This window comes from Paenibacillus azoreducens (assembly GCF_021654775.1).
GTDB lineage: Bacteria > Bacillota > Bacilli > Paenibacillales > Paenibacillaceae > Paenibacillus_AQ > Paenibacillus_AQ azoreducens.
The window spans coordinates 5430036-5449599 of sequence record NZ_AP025343.1 but is presented as its reverse complement, the minus strand read 5'-3'; the positions used below and the strand labels follow the sequence as shown (position 1 = coordinate 5449599).

At 50.7% G+C, this 19564-nt stretch carries 19 protein-coding genes and 1 tRNA gene; 17 read left to right on the top strand and 3 right to left on the bottom strand.

Features of this window, described 5'->3' with window-relative positions; all coding sequences use genetic code 11:
* The first annotated feature begins 20 nt into the window (after positions 1–20).
* The 10 genes from L6442_RS24225 (at position 21) to L6442_RS24180 (ending at position 9324) form a co-directional block, all read left to right on the top strand.
* Positions 21–1313 carry a substrate-binding domain-containing protein gene (locus tag L6442_RS24225; RefSeq protein WP_373871831.1) on the top strand — a complete coding sequence of 431 codons (1293 nt, stop codon included), beginning with the start codon at positions 21–23 and terminating at the stop codon, positions 1311–1313.
* Between the two features lie 93 nt (positions 1314–1406).
* Entirely contained in the window at positions 1407–2249 is an 843-nt protein-coding gene (locus L6442_RS24220; RefSeq protein ID WP_212979640.1) for an ABC transporter ATP-binding protein, read from the top strand.
* Entirely contained in the window at positions 2221–2925 is a 705-nt protein-coding gene (locus L6442_RS24215; RefSeq protein ID WP_212979639.1) for an ABC transporter ATP-binding protein, read from the top strand. The genes L6442_RS24220 and L6442_RS24215 overlap by 29 nt, the downstream gene beginning before the upstream one ends.
* Before the next feature lie 25 nt (positions 2926–2950).
* Positions 2951–3820 carry a branched-chain amino acid ABC transporter permease gene (locus L6442_RS24210; RefSeq protein WP_212979638.1) on the top strand — a complete coding sequence of 290 codons (870 nt, stop codon included), beginning with the start codon at positions 2951–2953 and terminating at the stop codon, positions 3818–3820.
* 128 nt (positions 3821–3948) lie between these two features.
* Complete coding sequence (locus L6442_RS24205; RefSeq protein ID WP_212979658.1) at positions 3949–4896, top strand: branched-chain amino acid ABC transporter permease; 948 nt, start codon at positions 3949–3951, stop codon at positions 4894–4896.
* Positions 4893–5093 (top strand): hypothetical protein, encoded by a 201-nt coding sequence (locus L6442_RS24200; RefSeq protein ID WP_194231698.1) that lies wholly within the window; start codon positions 4893–4895, stop codon positions 5091–5093. The genes L6442_RS24205 and L6442_RS24200 overlap by 4 nt, the downstream gene beginning before the upstream one ends.
* The gene (locus tag L6442_RS24195; RefSeq protein ID WP_373871830.1) at positions 5068–6159 is read left to right on the top strand and encodes a 3-oxoacyl-ACP synthase; all 1092 of its coding nucleotides are present in this window, start codon (positions 5068–5070) and stop codon (positions 6157–6159) included. The genes L6442_RS24200 and L6442_RS24195 overlap by 26 nt, the downstream gene beginning before the upstream one ends.
* Positions 6135–7037: an intracellular short-chain-length polyhydroxyalkanoate depolymerase gene (gene phaZ, locus L6442_RS24190; RefSeq protein ID WP_212979637.1), complete on the top strand. Its 903-nt coding sequence runs from the start codon at positions 6135–6137 to the stop codon at positions 7035–7037. The genes L6442_RS24195 and phaZ overlap by 25 nt, the downstream gene beginning before the upstream one ends.
* Complete coding sequence (gene fabG, locus L6442_RS24185) at positions 7034–7777, top strand: 3-oxoacyl-ACP reductase FabG (protein ID WP_194231696.1); 744 nt, start codon at positions 7034–7036, stop codon at positions 7775–7777. Before phaZ ends, fabG begins: the two co-directional genes overlap by 4 nt.
* Positions 7774–9324, top strand: coding sequence for an acyl CoA:acetate/3-ketoacid CoA transferase (locus L6442_RS24180; RefSeq protein ID WP_306436695.1), 1551 nt, complete (start codon positions 7774–7776; stop codon positions 9322–9324). Before fabG ends, L6442_RS24180 begins: the two co-directional genes overlap by 4 nt.
* A gap of 146 nt (positions 9325–9470) precedes the next feature.
* Here L6442_RS24180 and L6442_RS24175 read toward each other — a convergent pair whose 3' ends face one another.
* Positions 9471–10361 carry a LysR family transcriptional regulator gene (locus tag L6442_RS24175; RefSeq protein WP_212979636.1) on the bottom strand — a complete coding sequence of 297 codons (891 nt, stop codon included), beginning with the start codon at positions 10359–10361 and terminating at the stop codon, positions 9471–9473.
* A 165-nt stretch (positions 10362–10526) separates the two neighbouring features.
* Between L6442_RS24175 and L6442_RS24170 the strand changes: the two genes are divergently transcribed.
* The 5 genes from L6442_RS24170 (at position 10527) to L6442_RS24150 (ending at position 16128) form a co-directional block, all read left to right on the top strand.
* Positions 10527–11192 (top strand): O-methyltransferase, encoded by a 666-nt coding sequence (locus tag L6442_RS24170; protein ID WP_212979635.1) that lies wholly within the window; start codon positions 10527–10529, stop codon positions 11190–11192.
* Positions 11193–11504: 312 nt separating this feature from the next.
* Positions 11505–12509, top strand: coding sequence for a LacI family DNA-binding transcriptional regulator (locus L6442_RS24165; RefSeq protein WP_212979634.1), 1005 nt, complete (start codon positions 11505–11507; stop codon positions 12507–12509).
* 128 nt (positions 12510–12637) lie between these two features.
* Positions 12638–14986 (top strand): glycoside hydrolase family 65 protein, encoded by a 2349-nt coding sequence (locus L6442_RS24160; RefSeq protein ID WP_212979633.1) that lies wholly within the window; start codon positions 12638–12640, stop codon positions 14984–14986.
* Positions 14987–15271: 285 nt separating this feature from the next.
* Positions 15272–15356, top strand: a tRNA-Leu gene (locus tag L6442_RS24155).
* 580 nt (positions 15357–15936) lie between these two features.
* Entirely contained in the window at positions 15937–16128 is a 192-nt protein-coding gene (locus L6442_RS24150; RefSeq protein ID WP_237100064.1) for a nucleoside hydrolase, read from the top strand.
* 136 nt (positions 16129–16264) lie between these two features.
* On the opposite strand, the gene L6442_RS24145 is transcribed toward L6442_RS24150, so the two are convergent.
* Both L6442_RS24145 and L6442_RS24140 read right to left on the bottom strand, forming a co-directional pair.
* The gene (locus tag L6442_RS24145) at positions 16265–17056 is read right to left on the bottom strand and encodes a DJ-1/PfpI family protein (protein ID WP_212979632.1); all 792 of its coding nucleotides are present in this window, start codon (positions 17054–17056) and stop codon (positions 16265–16267) included.
* 211 nt (positions 17057–17267) lie between these two features.
* Entirely contained in the window at positions 17268–17459 is a 192-nt protein-coding gene (locus tag L6442_RS24140; RefSeq protein ID WP_228101076.1) for an SHOCT domain-containing protein, read from the bottom strand.
* 392 nt (positions 17460–17851) lie between these two features.
* Here L6442_RS24140 and L6442_RS24135 point away from each other — a divergent pair, with 392 nt between their 5' ends.
* Together L6442_RS24135 and L6442_RS24130 are read left to right on the top strand one after the other, a co-directional pair.
* The gene (locus L6442_RS24135; protein ID WP_212979631.1) at positions 17852–18694 is read left to right on the top strand and encodes a sialate O-acetylesterase; all 843 of its coding nucleotides are present in this window, start codon (positions 17852–17854) and stop codon (positions 18692–18694) included.
* Entirely contained in the window at positions 18691–19230 is a 540-nt protein-coding gene (locus tag L6442_RS24130; RefSeq protein WP_212979630.1) for a PadR family transcriptional regulator, read from the top strand. The genes L6442_RS24135 and L6442_RS24130 overlap by 4 nt, the downstream gene beginning before the upstream one ends.
* The last annotated feature ends 334 nt before the right edge of the window (positions 19231–19564 follow it).

The following is a 19564-nucleotide window of genomic DNA, read 5'->3' as shown; positions in this document are numbered from 1 at the left end:
TAGGGGGGATCCTGTTGTCCATGAAAAAATCAAAAACGCGCTTAGGACGGCTTGGCGTTGTGTCCGCGTTGATTATGATGCTTATGTTTACGGCCGCCTGCTCGAGCAGCGGAGGAAACAAGGAAACGGCAGCCGAGCCGCAAACGGAGCAGAAAACGGAAGGGAAGGATTCGGCGGCTAAGGATGCGGGCGGAAACGGCAAAACCATTAAAATCGGCGTGCTTGCTTCCTTGTCTGGCGCGCTTGAAAGCTACGGGAAACAAACCACGCGCGGCTTCGAACTTGGCGTAGATTACGCCACAGGCGGAACGCGGGAAGTCGACGGACACAAAATCGAATTTGTGTTCGAAGATACGGAAACCAAACCGGATGTGGCGGTGAAAAAGGCGACCAAACTGCTTGAAACCGACAAGGTGGATTTCCTGGTTGGTTCATCCAGCTCGGGCGATACGCTGGCGGTGCTGCCGCTTGCCGAGGAAGCGAAGAAAATCATGGTCGTGGAGCCGGCCGTTGCGGACAGCATCACAGGCGACCAATGGAATAAATACGTGTTCCGCACCGCGCGCAATTCTTCGCAGGATGCCGTAGCCGGCGCGGCGGCCATTGCGGGCAAAGGCGTGAAAATCGCTACGTTTGCACCTGACAGCGCTTTCGGGCGCGACGGAATCGCCGCATTTAAGGATGCGGCGGTTAAGCTGGGCGCCGACATCGTAGAGGAGCAATACGCCGATGCGACCGCAACGGATTTTACGGCCAATATCCAAAAAATCGTGAAAGCAAAACCCGAGTACTTGTTTATCGTGTGGGCAGGAGCCAACTCCCCATGGAAACAGCTGCAGGATATGAAGGTACAGGAGCAGGGAATCAAGATTTCGACGGGCGCGCCGGATATCGCCGCTCTCAAAACGATGGGCGATTTGGTCGGCATGGAAGGATTTTCGGTGTATTACCATACCTTGCCGAATAACGATATCAACAAATGGCTGGTGGAGGAGCATAAGAAACGCTTTAATGGCGAACTGCCCGATCTGTTTACGCCGGGAGGCATGTCTGCGGCGATTTCGATCATCGAAGCCATTAAGAAAACAAACGGCGACGTATCGGATACGGACCGGTTAATTACGGCGATGGAAGGCATGTCTTTCGATACGCCCAAGGGCAAAATGACGTTCCGGGCGGAAGACCATCAGGCGCTTCAGGCTTTGTATGCAATCAAGCTGGAAAAGCAGGACGGGACCGATTATCCGGTGCCTGTGCTGATACGCGAATTGACGCCGGAGGAAACCGCGCCGCCAATCACCAATAAACGTTAGCTTAGCGGCAGCAGGGTACCGGTAGGTCCCTGCTGCGCTGCATCCCGGACCGTTCATCCGGAAATGACGGAGAACAATCGAGGAGGGGAGCGTATGACGGAACAAACGGAAACCGCAGGAACATCGGGCGCAGCGTCGGCAGAAACGGCTTCTTTTACCGAAACCGTTTTGGCAACAAAAGGGCTGACAATCGCCTTTGGCGGTCATAAGGCCGTACAGGATGTCGATTTGGAAGTGAAGGAGAAATCTTTTACATCGATTATCGGCCCGAACGGCGCGGGCAAAACCACATTGTTTAATCTGCTCAGCGGACAGCTCAAACCTTCTTTCGGCAGCATTTATTTCAAAGGGCAGGACGTAACGCGGATGGCCCCGTACGAACGGACCCGGCTTGGCATGGGCAGATCCTTTCAAATCACGAACGTCTTTCCCAATCTCAGCGTGCTGGAAAACGTCAGGCTGGCCGTTCAATCCCGTGCCGGTGTCCGGTACAACTTCTTTTCTTCGCTGCACAGGTACAGGAAGCTGGAGGAAGAGGCGCTTGGACTGCTTGAGCTGGTGCGGCTTGGCGGCAAAGCTGGCGCGCTTGCGGTCCAACTGGCGCATGGGGAGAAACGAAAGCTGGAAATCGCCATGCTGTTGGCCCTTCGCGCCGAATTGCTGCTGCTTGACGAACCTACGGCCGGAATTTCGGTGGAGGAAGTTCCGCAGATTTTGGAAGTCATTCGGGCGCTCAAGCAGGAGGGCAGCCGTACCATTATTTTGATCGAGCACAAGATGGAGATGGTTTTGGACTTGTCGGACAGCATCGCCGTTTTGTTTAACGGCAGTTTGCTTGCAAGCGGGCCTCCTGCCGACATTATGAACAACGAAACGGTGCAGGCCGCATATTTGGGAGGATTGTACGATGACGCTGCTGCAGTTGGAATCGGTTGAAACTTATATCGGGCAGTTCCACATCCTGCAAGGGGTGACGATGCAGGCGGAAAAAGGCGAGATTACCGTGCTCCTGGGACGAAACGGCGCCGGAAAAACGACAACGCTGCGGACGATCATGGGACTGAATCCGGCTGCTCAAGGAAGGATTGCGTTTAATGGAGAGCCGATTCAAAAGCTTGCCGCCCATCAGATCGCGCGCCGCGGAATCGGCTATGTGCCTGAGGATCAGGGGATATTCGCCGATTTGACGGTAGGCGAGACATTGCGAATTGCGCTTCGGCACAAAGATGCCGGTGCGGCCGAAAGGCTCGAATGGATGCATGAGCTTTTCCCTGATTTGGTGAAGTTCCGGGACCGGAAAAGCGGACTGCTGAGCGGCGGGCAAAAGCAGATGCTCGCCATAGCAAGGGCATACGTCAACAATAGCGAATTGCTGCTGATCGACGAGCCGAGCAAAGGGCTGGCTCCCATCATGGTCAAGAAGCTGATGGACGCCATCCTGCAGATGAAAGAGCGGACGACGGTGCTGCTGGTCGAACAAAATTTTATGATGGCAGGCACCATCGGCGACAAGTATTACTTAATGGACGAGGGAATGATCGTCAGCGCCGGCCCAATGGCCTCTTTGCATGAAAATGAAGAGCTCCGCCGCAAATATTTAGGGATTGCCTGAACTACCTCTTAAAGGAGGGTATCGTGTGAATCAATTGTTAAATCTAATCGTCAACGGTTTGGCAACGGGCATGCTTGTCTTTTTGCTGGCAGCGGGGCTGACGCTGATTTTTGGTCTGATGAGCGTGCTGAATTTTGCGCACGGCGGATTGTTTGCCTGGGGAGCTTATGCCGGCGTCTGGTTGTATGCGGCTAGCGGCTCATTCATCATAGCCGTTGTCGGTGCCGTTTTGGCCGGCATGCTGCTCGGTTGGATCATGGAACGGGCGGTCATCAGGCCGATGTACGGCAATCATGTCAGGCAAATACTGGTTACGCTTGGCGTCATGCTTGTATTAAGCGAGATGCTTAAGGTCGTGTTCACGCCTAATCCGCTGAAGGCTGAGGTGCCGCCGCTCCTAAACGGAAGCTGGGAAGTCGCGGGAGTTATTTTGATCAAATACCGCCTGTTTATTATTTTGATAGGCGCGCTCGTATATCTGGGTTTGCTGCTGCTATTAAAAAAGACCCGCATCGGGCTGATCGTCCGTGCGGGCGTGCATAATCCGGAGATGGTGCAGGCGCTTGGCATCAATATCCGCATGATATTTTCGCTTGTATTTGTGTTTGGCGCAGGGCTTGCGGCTCTTGGAGGGGCGCTGCTCGCCCCGTATTCCGGCGTCATTTTTTCGGAAATGGGGATGCAATTTGCCATTCTGGCCTTTATTGTCGTTGTCATCGGCGGCATGGGCAGTGTCCAGGGATCGGCGCTGGCTTCCATACTCGTCGGCTTGTCGGGAGCTTTGATGGCCTATTATGTTCCTGATCTTTCCCTGGCGGCGAATATGCTGCTGATGATTGTCGTTTTGTTGGTGAAGCCGTCCGGATTGTTCGGGGTAAAGGGGGGAGGTGCATGAGCGGAAACACCGATCTGAAAGAGGCGGCTCCGGCCGCGACACGGCAGAGACGCTCCCGCATCGGCCTGGCTGCTCCTTCTTATGCGGCTTCTAAACGCTGGTTTAACGCGACTGCATTTGTGCTGGTCATGGCACTGGTTGCAGTTCCGTTTGTATCGGACTCGAGGAGTTTGTTTATTTTGCTGACGCAGATTTTTATTTTTGCGATTTTTGCCATGAGTTATGATCTGCTGCTGGGATACACCGGCATCGTTTCTTTCGGTCATGCCATGTTTTTCGGTTTGGGGGCTTATGCGACCGGAATTTTCATGAAGAGATTCGAAGCAACCCTTCCAATGCTGTTTTTATCCGTTCTGGCAGGCATGGCGCTCGCGGCTTTGCTCAGTTATGTCGTCGGCATGCTTTCGCTGCGTCTAAAAAGCCATTTCTATGCGATGCTGACATTGGCCTTTGCGGGTTTGCTGCTTGTCGCGGCCGAGAAATGGCGTTCTCTGACCAGGGGAAGTGACGGGTTTACATTTTCCATTCCTGAACCGATGAGGGACAGGTCGACGCTGTATCTGACTTCCCTGGCGGCAATGGTGCTTGTGTTCTTTTTGCTCAGGCGTTTTACAAGCTCGCCGTTTGGGCGGGTGCTGCAGGCCATCCGCGAAAATGAACAGCGGGCGGAATCGCTTGGCTACAAGGTGGTTCATTACAAAGTCATAGCAACGGTGGTTGCCGGTGTGGCGGCAAGCGTGAGCGGTTCGCTTTATGTGCTTACGCTCAGATTCGTAAATACGACGGTATTTTCGATGGATATGACGTTAAATGCGCTGCTGATGACGATGATCGGAGGGATAGGTACTTTGTTCGGGTCCCTGATCGGAGCGGCGGTGATTGAATGGGCGCATCAGTTTTTGACGGATCTGGCGGGCATTCATCCTATTTTTGAACGGTGGATCATCTTTTTTGGACTGCTGTATATCGTTGTTGTCCTTGTTTTTCCATCGGGAATCGTCGGTACTGTACACAAATGGCTTATGGCGTGGCGGCGGAAGCGCTTAAAGGCCGAAAACGGGGGGGAAGCTTCATGAATGAGGATCGGATGTCGGTTTGTTCTTTCGTGCTGAGATGCACCCCCTGCGAGAGCCCGAGCGGATGGCGGATTAAGGTAACGCATGTGCAGCAGCAGGTCGAATTGACGATGGTGTCGCTGGATGAAGCCGCTCTTTACATGAAAAATATGCTGGAACGGGGGCAAAAACATGATGGGCAAGCAGGCGGGGAATGAACGAAAGGCGAACCCGGCAGCGGATGAAGCGATCCGGCTTATTTCAGTGGGACTATACGTGCCAAGAGACACCATGAGCAGTTTGGAAATTGCGGCCGCCGCCGGAATTCCGCAGCATATCGTCGAAACGAAACTTGGCATTATCCAAAAGCCGGTACCGGGCCCGGATGACGGCACATGCGCAATGGGCATCCATGCGGCAAGGCAGGCTATAGAGCGCTGCGGTATGGATCCGATGGAAATTGATCTGGTCATCTATATCGGTGAGGAATATAAGGAATATCCGGTGTGGACAGCGAGCCTGAAGCTTCAGGAGGAGATTGGGGCGAAGCGCGCTTATGGGTATGATATGGCTCTGCGCTGCTGTACGGCCATTGCCGGCGTGAAAACGGCCAAGGCCATGATGCTGGGCGATCCCTCCATTCGGACCGTGCTGCTTGCTGGGGGTTACCGCAACGGCGATTTGATTGATCCGCTTGATCCGGGAACAAGATTTATGATCAATTTGGCGGCAGGCGGCGGTGCGCTGATTCTGCAGCGGGGCGCAGGCCCGGCTTATCCGGAGGTCATGGAATCCGCGCTGATGACCGACGGCTCGTTTAGTGAAGACGTCATCGTATGCGCAGGGGGAACGAAGCAGCCGCTTACGGCCGAATTGATTGCAGCCGGAGAGCCTAAATTTCGGGTTGCCGACCCGGAAGGAATGAAACAACGCTTGGATCAGCTGTCCATGCAGCGTTTTGTCCAGGTCGTTACGGATTCTGTGCAGGCGAGCGGTTCGACGGTTTCGGAGATTGATTATATGGGGCTGCTCCATATGAAGCGTTCCGCGCACAGGTACGTGCTTGATACGTTGGGTATCCCGGAAGAGCGGGCGATTTATTTGGAGGAATACGGTCATATGGGACAGTTTGATCCGGTGATTCATCTGGAGCTGCTCGGCAGGGAAAGCCGCATGGCTCCGGGGCAAGTGACGGTGCTGGCAGCTGCGGGCATCGGTTATGCATGGGGAGCATTAACTTTAAAATGGGGGGAATCGTCATGTCCGTGGAACTTAAATCAATAGAATTGCCCAGCGGGGAGCGGTTAGGTTACCGGGAGCGGGAGGGCGGCAATGAAACTGTGCTGCTTATACATGGGAATATGAACTCTTCAGCGCACTGGGATATCGTACTCGAACATATGGATGCAAAATATAAAATATACGCCGTCGATATGCGGGGATTCGGCATATCGACATACCATGAGCCCGCCGCCCGTATCGAGATGTATACCGATGATGTGAATGCATTTATGGACCTACTCGGTTTGTCGTCCTGCATCGTATGGGGGTGGTCGACAGGCGGGGGTGTATCGATGGATTTGGCCGCCCGCTACCCGCAGCGGGTTTCCAAGCTGGTATTGCTAGCTTCCATGTCGACCAGAGGATACCCCTTCTACGAGGACGGTCCGGACGGAATGCCGGATGTGACGAAACGAATTGTTTCCGCTGATGGAATCAGAAAGTCAGCCCGCAATCAATGGGTGCAAAAAGCCAATGAAGAGCGCGATAAAACATCGATGCAGACGTTGTTCAACTCGGTCATATACGACCGCAACCAGCCGGATGAGGCCAGGTACGAGGCGTATTTGGAGGATATATTGACCCAGCGGAACCTGATGGATATTTATGAGGCGCTAAATACCTTTAACATCAGCCATATGGATCATGAAGCCGCTTACGGCTCGGGACTGGTGGACCGGATCCAGGTGCCGGTGCTTGTGCTGCGCGGAGAAAGGGATATGGTCATTACTGAGCAAATGCACCGGGAATTGCTGGACGATTTTGGCGGAAGAGCGCATGAAGTTATTCTGACGGGATGCGGACATTCACCGCTTGTCGATGATTCCAGGCAGCTGTTGGCTGCCGTCGAGAAGTTTCTGCAGGGAGGGACCGAAGCATGAGATTGCAGGGGAAAACGGCGGTTATAACAGGCGGAGCGGGAGGCATCGGCTGGGCGGCAGTCCGGCTGTTCCTCGCGCATGGCGCGCAGGTTGTGGCGGCGGATTTCAACGGAGAAGCAGGCCGGAATCTGATCGAAACGCTGGAGGAAAGCAAGCGGCCGCAGGTGCGTTTTATTGAAACGGATGTATCGGATGAAAGCAGCGTACAGGCGCTGATCGAATCGGTTATTGCCGAATACGGCTGCATCGATATTTTGATCAACAATGCAGGCATTACCCGGGACGCGATGCTGTCCAAAATGACAACGGAGCAGTGGAAGCAGGTGATCGACGTCAACTTGAGCGGCGTCTATTATTGCACGAAACATGCCGCGCCTCACATGACGGCCCGCGGGCAGGGCAAGATCATTAATACAAGCTCGATCGTCGGCCTGCAGGGCAATTTGGGCCAAACCAATTATGCGGCCGCCAAAGCAGGGGTCATCGGCATGACGAAAACATGGGCCCGGGAGCTCGGGTATAAGGGCGTTTGCGTGAACGCCGTCGCTCCCGGTTTTATCGCAACCGAAATGGTGGCCAAGATGCCGGAGAAAGTTGTCAGCGCCATGAGCGAGAAGGTTCCGCTCCGCCGGCTCGGACTGCCGGAAGATGTCGCGGAGGCCTATCTTTACCTTGCATCAGATGCAGCCAATTATGTAAATGGCACCGTTTTGGAGGTTAACGGAGGGCTGAACATTTGAACCGTCGGAAACGTGAACCTGCCCGGCTGATGACGGCGGATGAAGCGATGCTCCTTCTTCCCGATGCGGCCACGCTTGCGGTCGGCGGTTTTGTCGGCTGCGCTCATCCGGAAGCATTGACGGCGGCGCTTGAGCGCCGTTATTTGCGGGAGGGCTCGCCGCAGAACCTGACAGTTGTCTTTGCCGCGGGGCAAGGAGATGGAGGAACGCGAGGCATCAATCATTTGGCGCATGAAGGGATGCTGCGCAGGGTCATCGGCGGCCATTGGGGTCTGGCGCCCAAGCTCGGCGCGCTTGCTACTTCCAACCGGATCGAAGCCTATAATTTGCCGCAGGGCGTCATTACTCATCTATACCGCGACATCGCGGCAGGCCGCCCCGGAACGCTGACGCCGGTCGGGCTTCATACCTTTGTCGATCCGCGGCATGGCGGCGGCAAGCTCAACGGGCGAACCGTCGAGGACATCGTAGAGTTCATAACGATTGGCGGAAAGGAGCAGCTGTTTTATCACGCTTTTCCGGTTCATTGCGCGTTGATTCGGGGGACTACTGCGGACGAATGCGGCAATCTCTCTATGGAAAGGGAGGCGGTTACGCTGGAAATGCTGGCGCTGGCCCAGGCTGCGCGTAACAGCGGCGGCATGGTTGTCGCGCAGGTGGAACGGATTGTTCCCGCCCGGACGATTCCGCCGAGAAATGTGATTGTGCCCGGAATCATGGTTGACGTGATCGTCGTCGCGGATGCGGAGCAGCATGCCATGACCTTTGCCGAACAGGATAATCCGGCTTATTCGGGCCATCTGCCGCCTGGGGCAGCGGACCAAGGGAATCCCCCTGCTCCGCCGGAAGCGGAAAGGCTTGTCATTGCCCGGCGTGCGTTGGCTGAGATTGATCCGCATCAGGTCGTGAACCTGGGAATCGGGCTGCCGGAAGGCGTCGGAGCGGCAGGCCGAGAAGCCGGGAGAACGGACATCACACTGCTGCTTGAATCAGGACCTGTCGGAGGTACGCCCGCCAGAGGGCTTAGCTTTGGCGCTTCCGCATGGGCTGAAGCGATTCTGGATCAGCCTGCGCAGTTTGACTTTTTGGACGGAGGCGGAGTGGATGTGGCCTGCTTGGGCATGGCGGAAGCGGACGGAACGGGCAATGTAAATGTCAGCCGGTACGGTGGGAGGCTGACAGGATGCGGCGGATTTATTAACATTAGCCAAAATGCCCGTAAAGTTGTATTTTGCTCTACCTTTACGGCAGGGGGGCTGCTAACGAAGCTGGAAAACGGCCGCTTGCATATTCTGCGGGAAGGAAGCCTGCGCAAATTCGTATCCCGTGTCGAACATCTGACCTTTAATGCTTCTTACGCAGCAAGCAAAGGGACAGAGGTTGTCTACGTGACGGAAAGGGCTGTATTTTCATTGTATGAGGGGCAGCTTTTGCTTACGGAAATAGCTCCAGGGGTACGGCTGGAGGAAGATATCCTGGCCCATATGGCGGAAAGGCCATTAATCTCGCCGGATTTACGAATGATGGATGCCGGCTTGTTTGCATAAGATGGCAAAGTGCACGATGAACTCTGTTTTTGAAGATATAACAAAGTATTAACTCCGGGGCTCCCACATCCTTATACCGCAAGGATAACTACCGCTAAAACGCGTTTTTTTTCTAGAGAAGTACTTCAGTAGATATTTTCTAATTGTCAGTACGGATACTTTCGGATCAGTCCAATCAAGTTTGCAGCTGCCGCGCTAAGCGGTTCATGCTTTCGCGTGCAGATGGCGATGACATTCCGCAGCTCGATCCCTTCAACATAAACGCGGCATAATTCACCGCGGGACACGTATTCGCGGACCACCAGCGAGGAGACGAAGTTCGCACCATACCCTGCAATCACCGCGGTAATCGCTTCATGCAAACCATTAAACTGAAGGGCGATTTTGGGGGCGGGTGCGCTGTAAGTCCGGCAAAGGGCGAGCAGCCGCTCCCTGGTGGAACTTCCCTCCTCGCGCATAACAAACGGCTCCTTCATCATTTCCTGTAAGGTGATATGCTGTCCCGCAAATTTATGATTCGGCGCGACCACAAACCAAAGCTCATCCTGAAACAGCTCCTCGGTCTGCACGTTGTCGGGATATTCCTCCGGCAGTCCCCCATAAATCGCCATATCCACATCTACATTCAAAAGCAGCTTCAGCGCTTCGCTGGAGTTTGTCGTCGTGATCGACATCTCGACTTGTTCATATTGCTGTTTAAATCGGGCCAGCCAGGCCGGAAGCAGAAAATGCGAGGGAAGATAGGTCGCGGCCAGGCGGATATGGCCCTGAGCGCCGCGTCCATATTCCATTGCAAACTGCTCGATCTGCTGCTCAACGGCAAACAGCCGTTTGGCCAGAACAGCGACTTGTTCTCCGGCGCTGGTTATCATGATGCCCCGGCCATGTGGCATCATCAAGGTCAACCCCAGCTCCTTTTCGAATTTCTTGATCTGAGCCGTGATCGCCGGCTGGCTGATGTTCAGCAGTTCGGATGCCCGGGTAACGCTGCCGGTTTTGGCAATGACATGGAAAAGACGCAGGGCATGCAGATTCATGGGCTAAACTCCTTTTAGGTCATAATCATAAGTTAAATGTATGAGTTTCTTCCAAAGATATATTATTCATATGATTATATTTCAAATACAATAGAATCAAAAGATACTAAGTAAGGATTTGGCCAAAATCCCAAATATATCAAACCCATAAAAGGAGTGATTAAAATGCAACAAACCTGGGAACAAGTCGATGAGTATATTACGGAGCTGCTCTGCCCGAATGATCCTGTGCTGGACGATGTGCTGGTCGCGAATCGCAAGGCCGATCTGCCGGAAATCGACGTCACCGGCAGCCAAGGCAAGCTGCTGCAGCTGCTGGTGCAAATGTCAGGAGCGAAGCGGGTCCTGGAAATCGGCACGCTTGGCGCATACAGCACGATTTGGATGGCAAGGGGCCTGCCTGCGGATGGCCGGATCATTACGCTGGAACTGGTCCCGCTGCATGCCGAAGTGGCAAAAGCCAATATTAAACGCGCTGGCTTGGAAGAAAAAATTGAGGTGCGGACCGGCAATGCTTTGGAACATCTGGCCCAAATGGCGGAGGAACAGATACAGCCTTTTGACCTGATCTTTATTGATGCCGACAAGCCGAATAATCCGAAATATTTGGAATGGGCATTGCGTTTCTCCCGGCCCGGTACAATTATCATTGGCGACAACGTGATCAGAGGCGGAGAGATCATCGATAAGCATAGTACCGATCCCCGCGTGCAGGGCGTAAGAACATTTTACGAAATGATTGCCGACAACCCTAAAATCTCGGCAACAGCGGTTCAGACGGTGGGCAGCAAAGGGTATGACGGTTTTATGATCGGTATTGTTCGGGAATAGAGTAGGGATTTGAAGCATCGCCAGTTTTGTATTAACGTATTACGGACTGTGGCTTGACCTCTTTAGTTGGTTCTCCCTGCACTACATGGAGCTGTTTTTCTGGATGGCCCCGCTTGCGATTCTTTATGCGCTTTTGTCTTACGGCATGCTTCGCAGAGCTACGGTATAACATCATCTTATGATTGTCGTGAAGGGCCCTTGGAAGGGTCCTTTTTTTGTGCAATACTGAAGACACGCATATTTCTTGCTTATTACTCATCCCCTTGTTATAATCCTCCTTGAAAAGGTTTTCTAATAAAGGAAGTATGATGAATGAAGCCAACAATTAGAGATGTAGCCAAAATGGCCGGTGTATCCATCAGCACCGTATCGCGGGTTATGAATACGCCTGAGTCTGTCATTGAGAGCAAAAGGGTCCGCGTTCAGCAGGCGATCGAGCAGCTTCAATACCAGCCGAACTCGTTTGCGCGCGGACTGATTTACAGAAAATCCTTTACGCTGGGCCTGTTGATTCCGGATATCGAAAATATGTATTACGCAGGAATCATACGGGGGATGCAGGATGCATGCATCAAGCTGGGGTACAGTCTGATGATCTGCAATACGGATAGGGATAAAAACAGGCTGCTCGCGTATATCGATGCTTTTCATGAAAAGCAGGTGGACGGCATTGTTTTCGCCAGCGACGTCATATTTCCGGAATATTACGAAAAGCTGATGAGCTGCAAAATTCCGTTTGTGCTGATTTCGTCGCATTCCGATGAATACGAAGTTCCAAGCGTGGAGATTGATGACGAGAAGGCGGCTTATGATGCGGTGAAATTTCTGATTGAACTCGGACACCGGGACATCGGGATGATTGGCTTCAACCACGAAAATTCCATCTCCGGACCGCCGCGGTACCAAGGATTCCTGAGAGCGCTGCATGAAGCCGGCCTTGACCATAATGCGGAAAAAATCCGCTGTGCCGCCCACAGATTCGAACACGCATACGATGCCGCGCATGAATTGTTTACGGATTATCCGGAGCTTACAGCCGTTTTCTGCGTTGCCGATGAATTCGCCATGGGGGTCATTTCCTATTTGAAGGACCGCAATATTTTGGTTCCCGGTCAAGTATCGGTTGTCGGTTTTGACAATCTTCGTATGGCCAACATGTTTATACCGAAGCTGACGACGATTTCTCAGCCGATGTACGAGATGGGATACCGCGCCGCCGAAAAGCTGCATGAACTGGTAACGACAGGCTCCACCCAGGTATTGAGGGAGAAGCTGGAACATAAGTTGATAGTCAGAGAGTCCTCACGTCAAAGATGAGGCTTTCGTTTTACGAATTTTGAAAAGCTTTTCAAAATGATTCGAATTTTATCAGAAAGACATGAAATTCAGGATGTTACAAGCATCTTGAAATATAAAATGCCCATTGTGGAGGAGGACATGAACCAATGAAAATGAAAGCTTACGTGCGTCCGGAGGCATTATACCCTTACCGGGATTGGAGTTTGGCTGAGGAAGCTTATGATGACGAAAACAATCAAAGAAGCGAGAGCGTGTTTGCGCTTGGTAACGGATATATCGGCATGCGCGGCAACTTCGAGGAAGGTTACCACGGAGTTCAAGGTAAGTCGGTAACAGGCAACTATATTAATGGGTTTTACGATTCCGAACCGATCGTGTACCCGGAAGGGGCTTATGGCTATCCTACCCGGAATCAGTCCATGCTGAATGTGACAAACGCTCAATGCATCCAGCTGACGGTGGGGGGCGCCCCGTTTCATTTGAATACAGGCAAGATCCATTCATTTAACAGGGAACTGGATATGAAGCGGGGCTTTTTATGGCGGCATGTCGAATGGGAAGCTCCTGCGGGCGGCCGCGTGAAGCTGAACTTCCGCCGGGTCGTTTCCCTGACGCACAAGCATCTTGCCGCAATACAGGTTGAAATCGAATCCGTCAATTTTGCCGGAGAGATTCGTTTCCATTCCTTTGTGGACGGAAAGATTGCCGCGGCGGAGGTAACGGATGATCCCCGTCTCGGCGCAGGCGGCGGAGAGCCGAATCTCATCCTGGAGCGGATGGCGCATATGAGCGGATTGGCGGTGCTGAAGCAGCGCACCCGGCATACCGATTTTAAACTGGTTACCGCGATCAGCCATCAAGTTCAGGGCCAAACCGATTTCGAGGCGGAAGAGGTTTCAGAAAATGAAAGAATCGGTACGGTATTTACTCTGAAGCTGGCGCCGGGCGAAAAAGCGGGTTTAACCAAATATATTTCCTATCACACTTCCAAAGACGATGCAGAAGAGGAACTTGAGTATCTCGCTGCCGGGACGCATCGACTTGCCTTGGATCTGGGCATGGATCGGCTGCTGGAGGAACAAGAAACGTATCTGAAGTCCTTCTGGCAGCATGCCGACGTCGAGATCAAAGGCGATCCGGCGCTGCAGCAAGGCATCCGTTTCAATGCATTCCAACTCTTGCAATCGGTTGGCCGGGACGGCAAGACGAACATCGGAGCCAAAGGGTTGACGGGCGAAGGTTATGAGGGGCATTATTTCTGGGATACGGAAATGTACATGATGCCGTTCTTTACTTACACCCAGCCGGATATTGCCCGCGCGCTGATGGATTTCCGTTATGGCACATTGGATAAGGCGCGCAGCCGCGCGGCCGTCATGTCCCAAAAAGGTGCGTTATTCCCGTGGCGTACTATTGCAGGCGAAGAGAACTCGGCATATTATCCTGCAGGAACCGCCCAAATGCATATCAATGCGGACATCGCTTATGCCATTAAGCAATACGTGCAGGCCACAGGAGATGAAGGCTTCCTGATCGATAAAGGCGCCGAGATTTTGTTCGAAACCTCCCGCTTCTGGACGGATCTCGGTTATTTCAACGAAACGAAGGGCGGGGCCTTCTGCATCGACTGCGTGACCGGCCCGGACGAGTATACGGCCATTGTCAACAACAATACGTATACGAATCTCATGGTGCAAAGCCAACTCAACTATGCCTATGAAACGGCGCAGCGGCTGCGTAAGGATCATCCGGAGGCATACGAGCGGATTTCGCAGGCGATCGGCCTGACGGAAGCGGAAATCGAAGGATGGCATGAAGCGGCTGCCCGCATGTTTGTCCCATATGATGAACAGCTTGGAATTTACGCACAGGACGATACCTTTTTATCGAAGAAAAAATGGGATTTCGAAAACACGCCGGAAGACAAGTATCCGCTGCTGCTTCACTACCACCCGCTGGTGATTTACCGGCATCAGGTGCTGAAGCAGGCGGACACGGTCATGGCTTTGTTCCTGCTCAGCGATAAGTTTACGAAAGAAGAGAAAATTCGCACTTATCAATATTATGAGCCGCTGACCACTCATGACTCCTCGTTGTCTCCTTGCATCCACAGCATCGTCAGCGCGGAAATCGGGGATCTTGAGGGAGCGTACGCCTATTTTGACCGGACCGTGCGGATGGATCTGGACGATATCAACAAAAACGCCAAAGACGGTCTGCACACCGCCGCAATGGCAGGTTCCTGGATGTCCATCGTCAATGGTTTTGCCGGCATGCGTATGGTGGACGGGGCGCTCAGCTTCAGCCCTGCGCTCCCTGCACAGTGGGAAAGCTGCAGCTTCCGTATCATGTACCAAGGGCAGCTGATCAAAGTGAGCATGGGACCAAACGAGGCAAGTTATACCTTGCTGGAAGGGAATGCCGTGTCATTTAAGCACAAGGGAGAAGTCGTCACTTTAACTGCGCAGGAAAAAACGGCTGTCATCCAGTCCTAGTTTAAATAAAATAGAATGAACGGCGTGGCCCGAATTGCATTCCGAATGCGGATCAAACGGGCCGCAGCCGTTCTTTTTTTGCTCCGCGCGCCCGCATCAGGCCCCGGCTGCCGCCGTAAATGGCGGATTTAATGAATCTTCTAGGAGAGTAATATGCAAAAGCGAATCCAGTTTTTTGTTCTTATAAATTTTTTTAGAGAAAGTGCTTGACGATTATAGGCTTGCCATGGTATGATCTATCTTGTCGCCGCGAAAGAAAACATCGTGAAAGACAATGACCAATATGCGGTCGTGGCGGAATTGGCAGACGCGCACGGTTCAGGTCCGTGTGGGCTAACCCCCCGTGGAGGTTCGAGTCCTCTCGACCGCATCACCTTAACAATGAACGAGCTCTTGAATTTGTCCTCGCGACGATTCAGGAGCTTTTTGCATTTTTGGGATTTGTAGTTTATTGCTCATGACTTGAGCTGACGAAATCTTTGAAACTATAAACATATTTTAATTTGATAAAAAGTTCTCAAGGTATTTTTCTATTTCATTAATCGAATAAACCGAGAATTTTTTATCCCTATAATTTATCAAACCCTCATCTATGCACTGAGCTATTGAACGATTTAAACTTCTAATGGGTGCACAGACCTCACTTGACAAAGTTTGCTTTGTAAGATGTTCTAAATCACCAATTTTATAATGATTATGTATGCTTAGTAAAATACGATCTTTAACCGTAAGCAGTGATAATCGCGTTACGGTTTCTGAACTTAAAATTAATTTTGAGGCAAGTTGTTTAATGATGTAAAGATTAAAATTAAAGTCGATTTTCATCCATTCATAGACCTTTGTTTTATGGATAGCTATCGTTTCACAATTTTGTTGTGCGATAACTCCGAGCGTTTTAATTTTTTTTATTGAAAATTTCTATCTCCCCAAAGCAACTATATGAATCATTAATGTATAAGGAAACCATCGGAAATACGACCCCTGTTGCTGAGTTTAATGTATATGTAGATGCAGAAGCTTACAGCATTATGGTGAAATCAGGGATTCCTATTACTATAATCGGTTTTGATGTTTGTTTAGGTGAAGCAGAGTTATATAAGCAACGTCTATCTAGTTTATTGGTTCGTGACTACGACTATTGATTAAGCTAACGGATACGTTAGTTGAGCATTAACTACAACAGCGGCCAGGCTAGGTCTTTCGCATCCTAGTCCGCCGCTGTTGTTTTATCGGATCGGTCTTTCACTTTTCGGGAGTACTCATTGAAATAGCAGCTGGCTATTTTTCTTCGGACGCTTTTGGACTCGTGTTAAAATCGATGGGCGCAATGCCTTCCGCTTTCCACACAGTGCCCCTTTTCTCGTACTCAAATAATTTTTCTACGGCATTCGCGACTTGGGGTCCTAATTCACGATCGACCAAATACAAGGCCACGTCAAGTCCCGAAGTTACGCCTCCCCCGCTCACGAAGCGAGGGCCATCTTCGACGACTCTTGCCTCAATCGGGATTGCACCGAGAGCTCCTAGCGCAGCCATGCCTATATGATTGGTAACCGCATGTCTATCTTTTAACAAACCTTTCATTGCAGGCAGCAATGTGCCTCCACATACTGTAGCCACAGTAACTTCCTTATTGTTAAAAGCTTGTTTCAACATCTCCGGTAAGCTTGTCTTCATGGCCTGCCTTAATATATTCGGAATGGCATCTTCCGAATTTCCCGCCGGCTTGCCCGAAGCTCCAGGCACCAAAATAATTCCCGGTCGCTTGGGGTCTAATGCTGCTTGCGCTTCGAGAGAAGGCCCGTTCAGACCGCTCGGGACAGAACGCTTGCCTTCCGCAGAAACCAATTCTACAGTAACTGCTCCTTTTGTGTACATTCCCGCGGCGGCGAACACTTCATATGGCGCCAATGCGTCCAGCAGATCGAAACCATCAAATAATACGATTTGAACATGCATACTTTTGTCTTTGAATGTATCATTATTCTCTTTTGTTTTCGCACTTGCTGCAGAGGCAGCTAGACTTAGAACCAGTACAAAAGACATAAGTAATCCCAATATTTTTTTCATCCGTATACCTATCCTTTCGTTTAGCCCAAGACATAAAACGGAATGAAATACGTTCGCCTTAGACGGTTTTTTTGGAGTTCTTAATAAAACCAGCACACTACTTCTTGCGGAGTTGAGTCGGCGACCTCATTTTCTTCATGCGATCCAAAACCCCCGCGGTTTCACTTTTATTGCCAATTCGCATTCCTGGGTTAGGAAGCACGCTTGCCTGTTATTTTGATTCCTTGTCGTCGATTTCACCCCTAGCCATCCGCCCTTTTAGAATCAATGCGATGTCACGGTCTTTTAGATTGGAATCTCTGTAGCGATGACGAATCGCATAGATTCGAACTGCTACAAAAGAAAAAAGCGTGAGACAAAATAGAGCGCCGAATGGAAAAAACGAGAAACTGCCGTGTTCCAAGTCTATGTCATCCTCCTTCATCCGTTTTTGCGTAGAACGAGCCCTTACTCGCGATATTTGCCGTCCGTGTCCGCAAGAAGAATCATAACAAACGAGTATCTCAAACCAAGTTGTAAAAAGATCACAAAACAATAAACAATTCATTACAAATCAGGTTTTCGTTGCTCTACTTTTACGACAAACTAAGGAAGTCTGCCGCATATAAGTCCTTTTCCCTCCAGAGTATATGGTTTATAGCAAGTATAAAAAAACAGCCTAGAACATGCACTTTTCCAGGCCTTTTTTGACTACTAATGGCTTAATTTAATTCATTTGACCATAATCTAATCAGACTATATAATATTTTATAGTCTAATTAGACTATAAAAGTGATATAAAGGAGTAAAGACTAAATGATAAAGTCATTTTTAATGTTGGGTCAGTCTAATATGGCGGGCCGTGGATTTTTGCATGAAGTCGAACCTATCTATAATGAAAAAATAAAAATGCTGCGCAATGGACAGTGGCAGATGATGACAGAGCCGATTAATTACGACCGTCCGGTTTCCGGTGTAAGCCTGGCGGCGTCTTTTGCCGATGCCTGGTCGAAAGCCAATCCCGAAGAAGAAATTGGTTTGATTCCTTGTGCGGAAGGTGGTAGTTCCTTGGATGACTGGCATCCGGAAGGTATCCTTTTTCAGCATGCTTTGTCCGAAGCCCGCTTCGCCCTGCGGTCCAGTCAAATCTGCGGAATCCTTTGGCACCAGGGGGAGAGCGACAGTTATCGTTCGCTGCATGAAACTTATTACGAGAAATTAACCCTTATCATCGAGACCCTAAGAAACGAATTAAATCTTGATGAGGTGCCGTTGATCATTGGCGGACTTGGTGATTTTCTTGGTATGACCGGTTTTGGACAGCATGCGACAGAGTATCGACAGGTCAATGAACAGTTACAGCGTTTCGCTAATGAACAGGGGAATTGTTATTTTGTAATAGCGGCAGATTTGACCGCGAATCCTGATGGCATTCATTTAGACGCTGTTTCGCAACGCAAATTCGGCTACCGCTATTTCGAGGCTTTTTCGAAAAAGTGTCATGTCATGGAACCCATCCCTGGGGAGGAGCAGTCGCTGAAAGTGAAGCGCGACTATTCGAAAACAGAACAGATTTACCTTCATAGCATGGATTTGGCTTCGGATAAAATCACGTACGCAGAATTCGAGGCGCTGATGGCGAAGGTGATGCAGCCTTGATTCCCTTACTCATCCTTGGCTTGCTCATCCAAAACCCCGGCGCTCACGGCTATGAACTGCTGGCCTTAATGGAAAAACGCCATTACAAATACATTGTAAATTTCACAAAAGGCTCGTTTTATTACAATCTGCAGCAACTTGAAGAAAAAGGTTGGATTGAACAGATTCAGCAGAATTCTTCAACCAGCGGGCGCGAAACTCGGAACTTTAAAATCACCGGATCGGGAATGGCTGAATTCGAAAAATTAATGGTCAAATACGGCACCAAATCGGAATATGTGAACCTGCAATTTTATGGGGCGCTGCTCTTTGCTGATGAATTCGACAAAAACAAATTGCTGAAACTGATCCAATCTCAAATCGACCAGACTAAAACCCGAATCGCCCTCCTTGATGAATACCTGTCCAACACACAAGAACTTCCCGGCACAATCGATTACTACCGCCGAATGAACGAAAATTCCCGTTCCCATCACTTGGTTAACTTAGAGTGGTTTGAACAATTGAGAGCAGAAATAGAGGGACATATTGCATAATAAAAAAAGAAGCTTTGGTGTAAGCGCGAACGTTTGGACGTACAAGCTCAGATCGATACAGTCCAAACCAAGCGTTTGAGGCTTGAGATCGAGCACAGAATCCAGAACGACCCGGAGTATGTTTGAATCGCTCCGGTAACTTTATCGCCGTCCGCAATCTGTTCAGGTCGAACAACTGGAGTCTCCTTTTTAGCAATAAGAAAAACAACCGCCTTTGATAAAAAGGCGGTCTATTACGCTATCGTACTTCGAATGAAAATGTAATTGTGTTGGCGACCGAATATTACTGGAACTTACATAACAGAAAACCAGCGTCTGGGATTATCGCAGAATG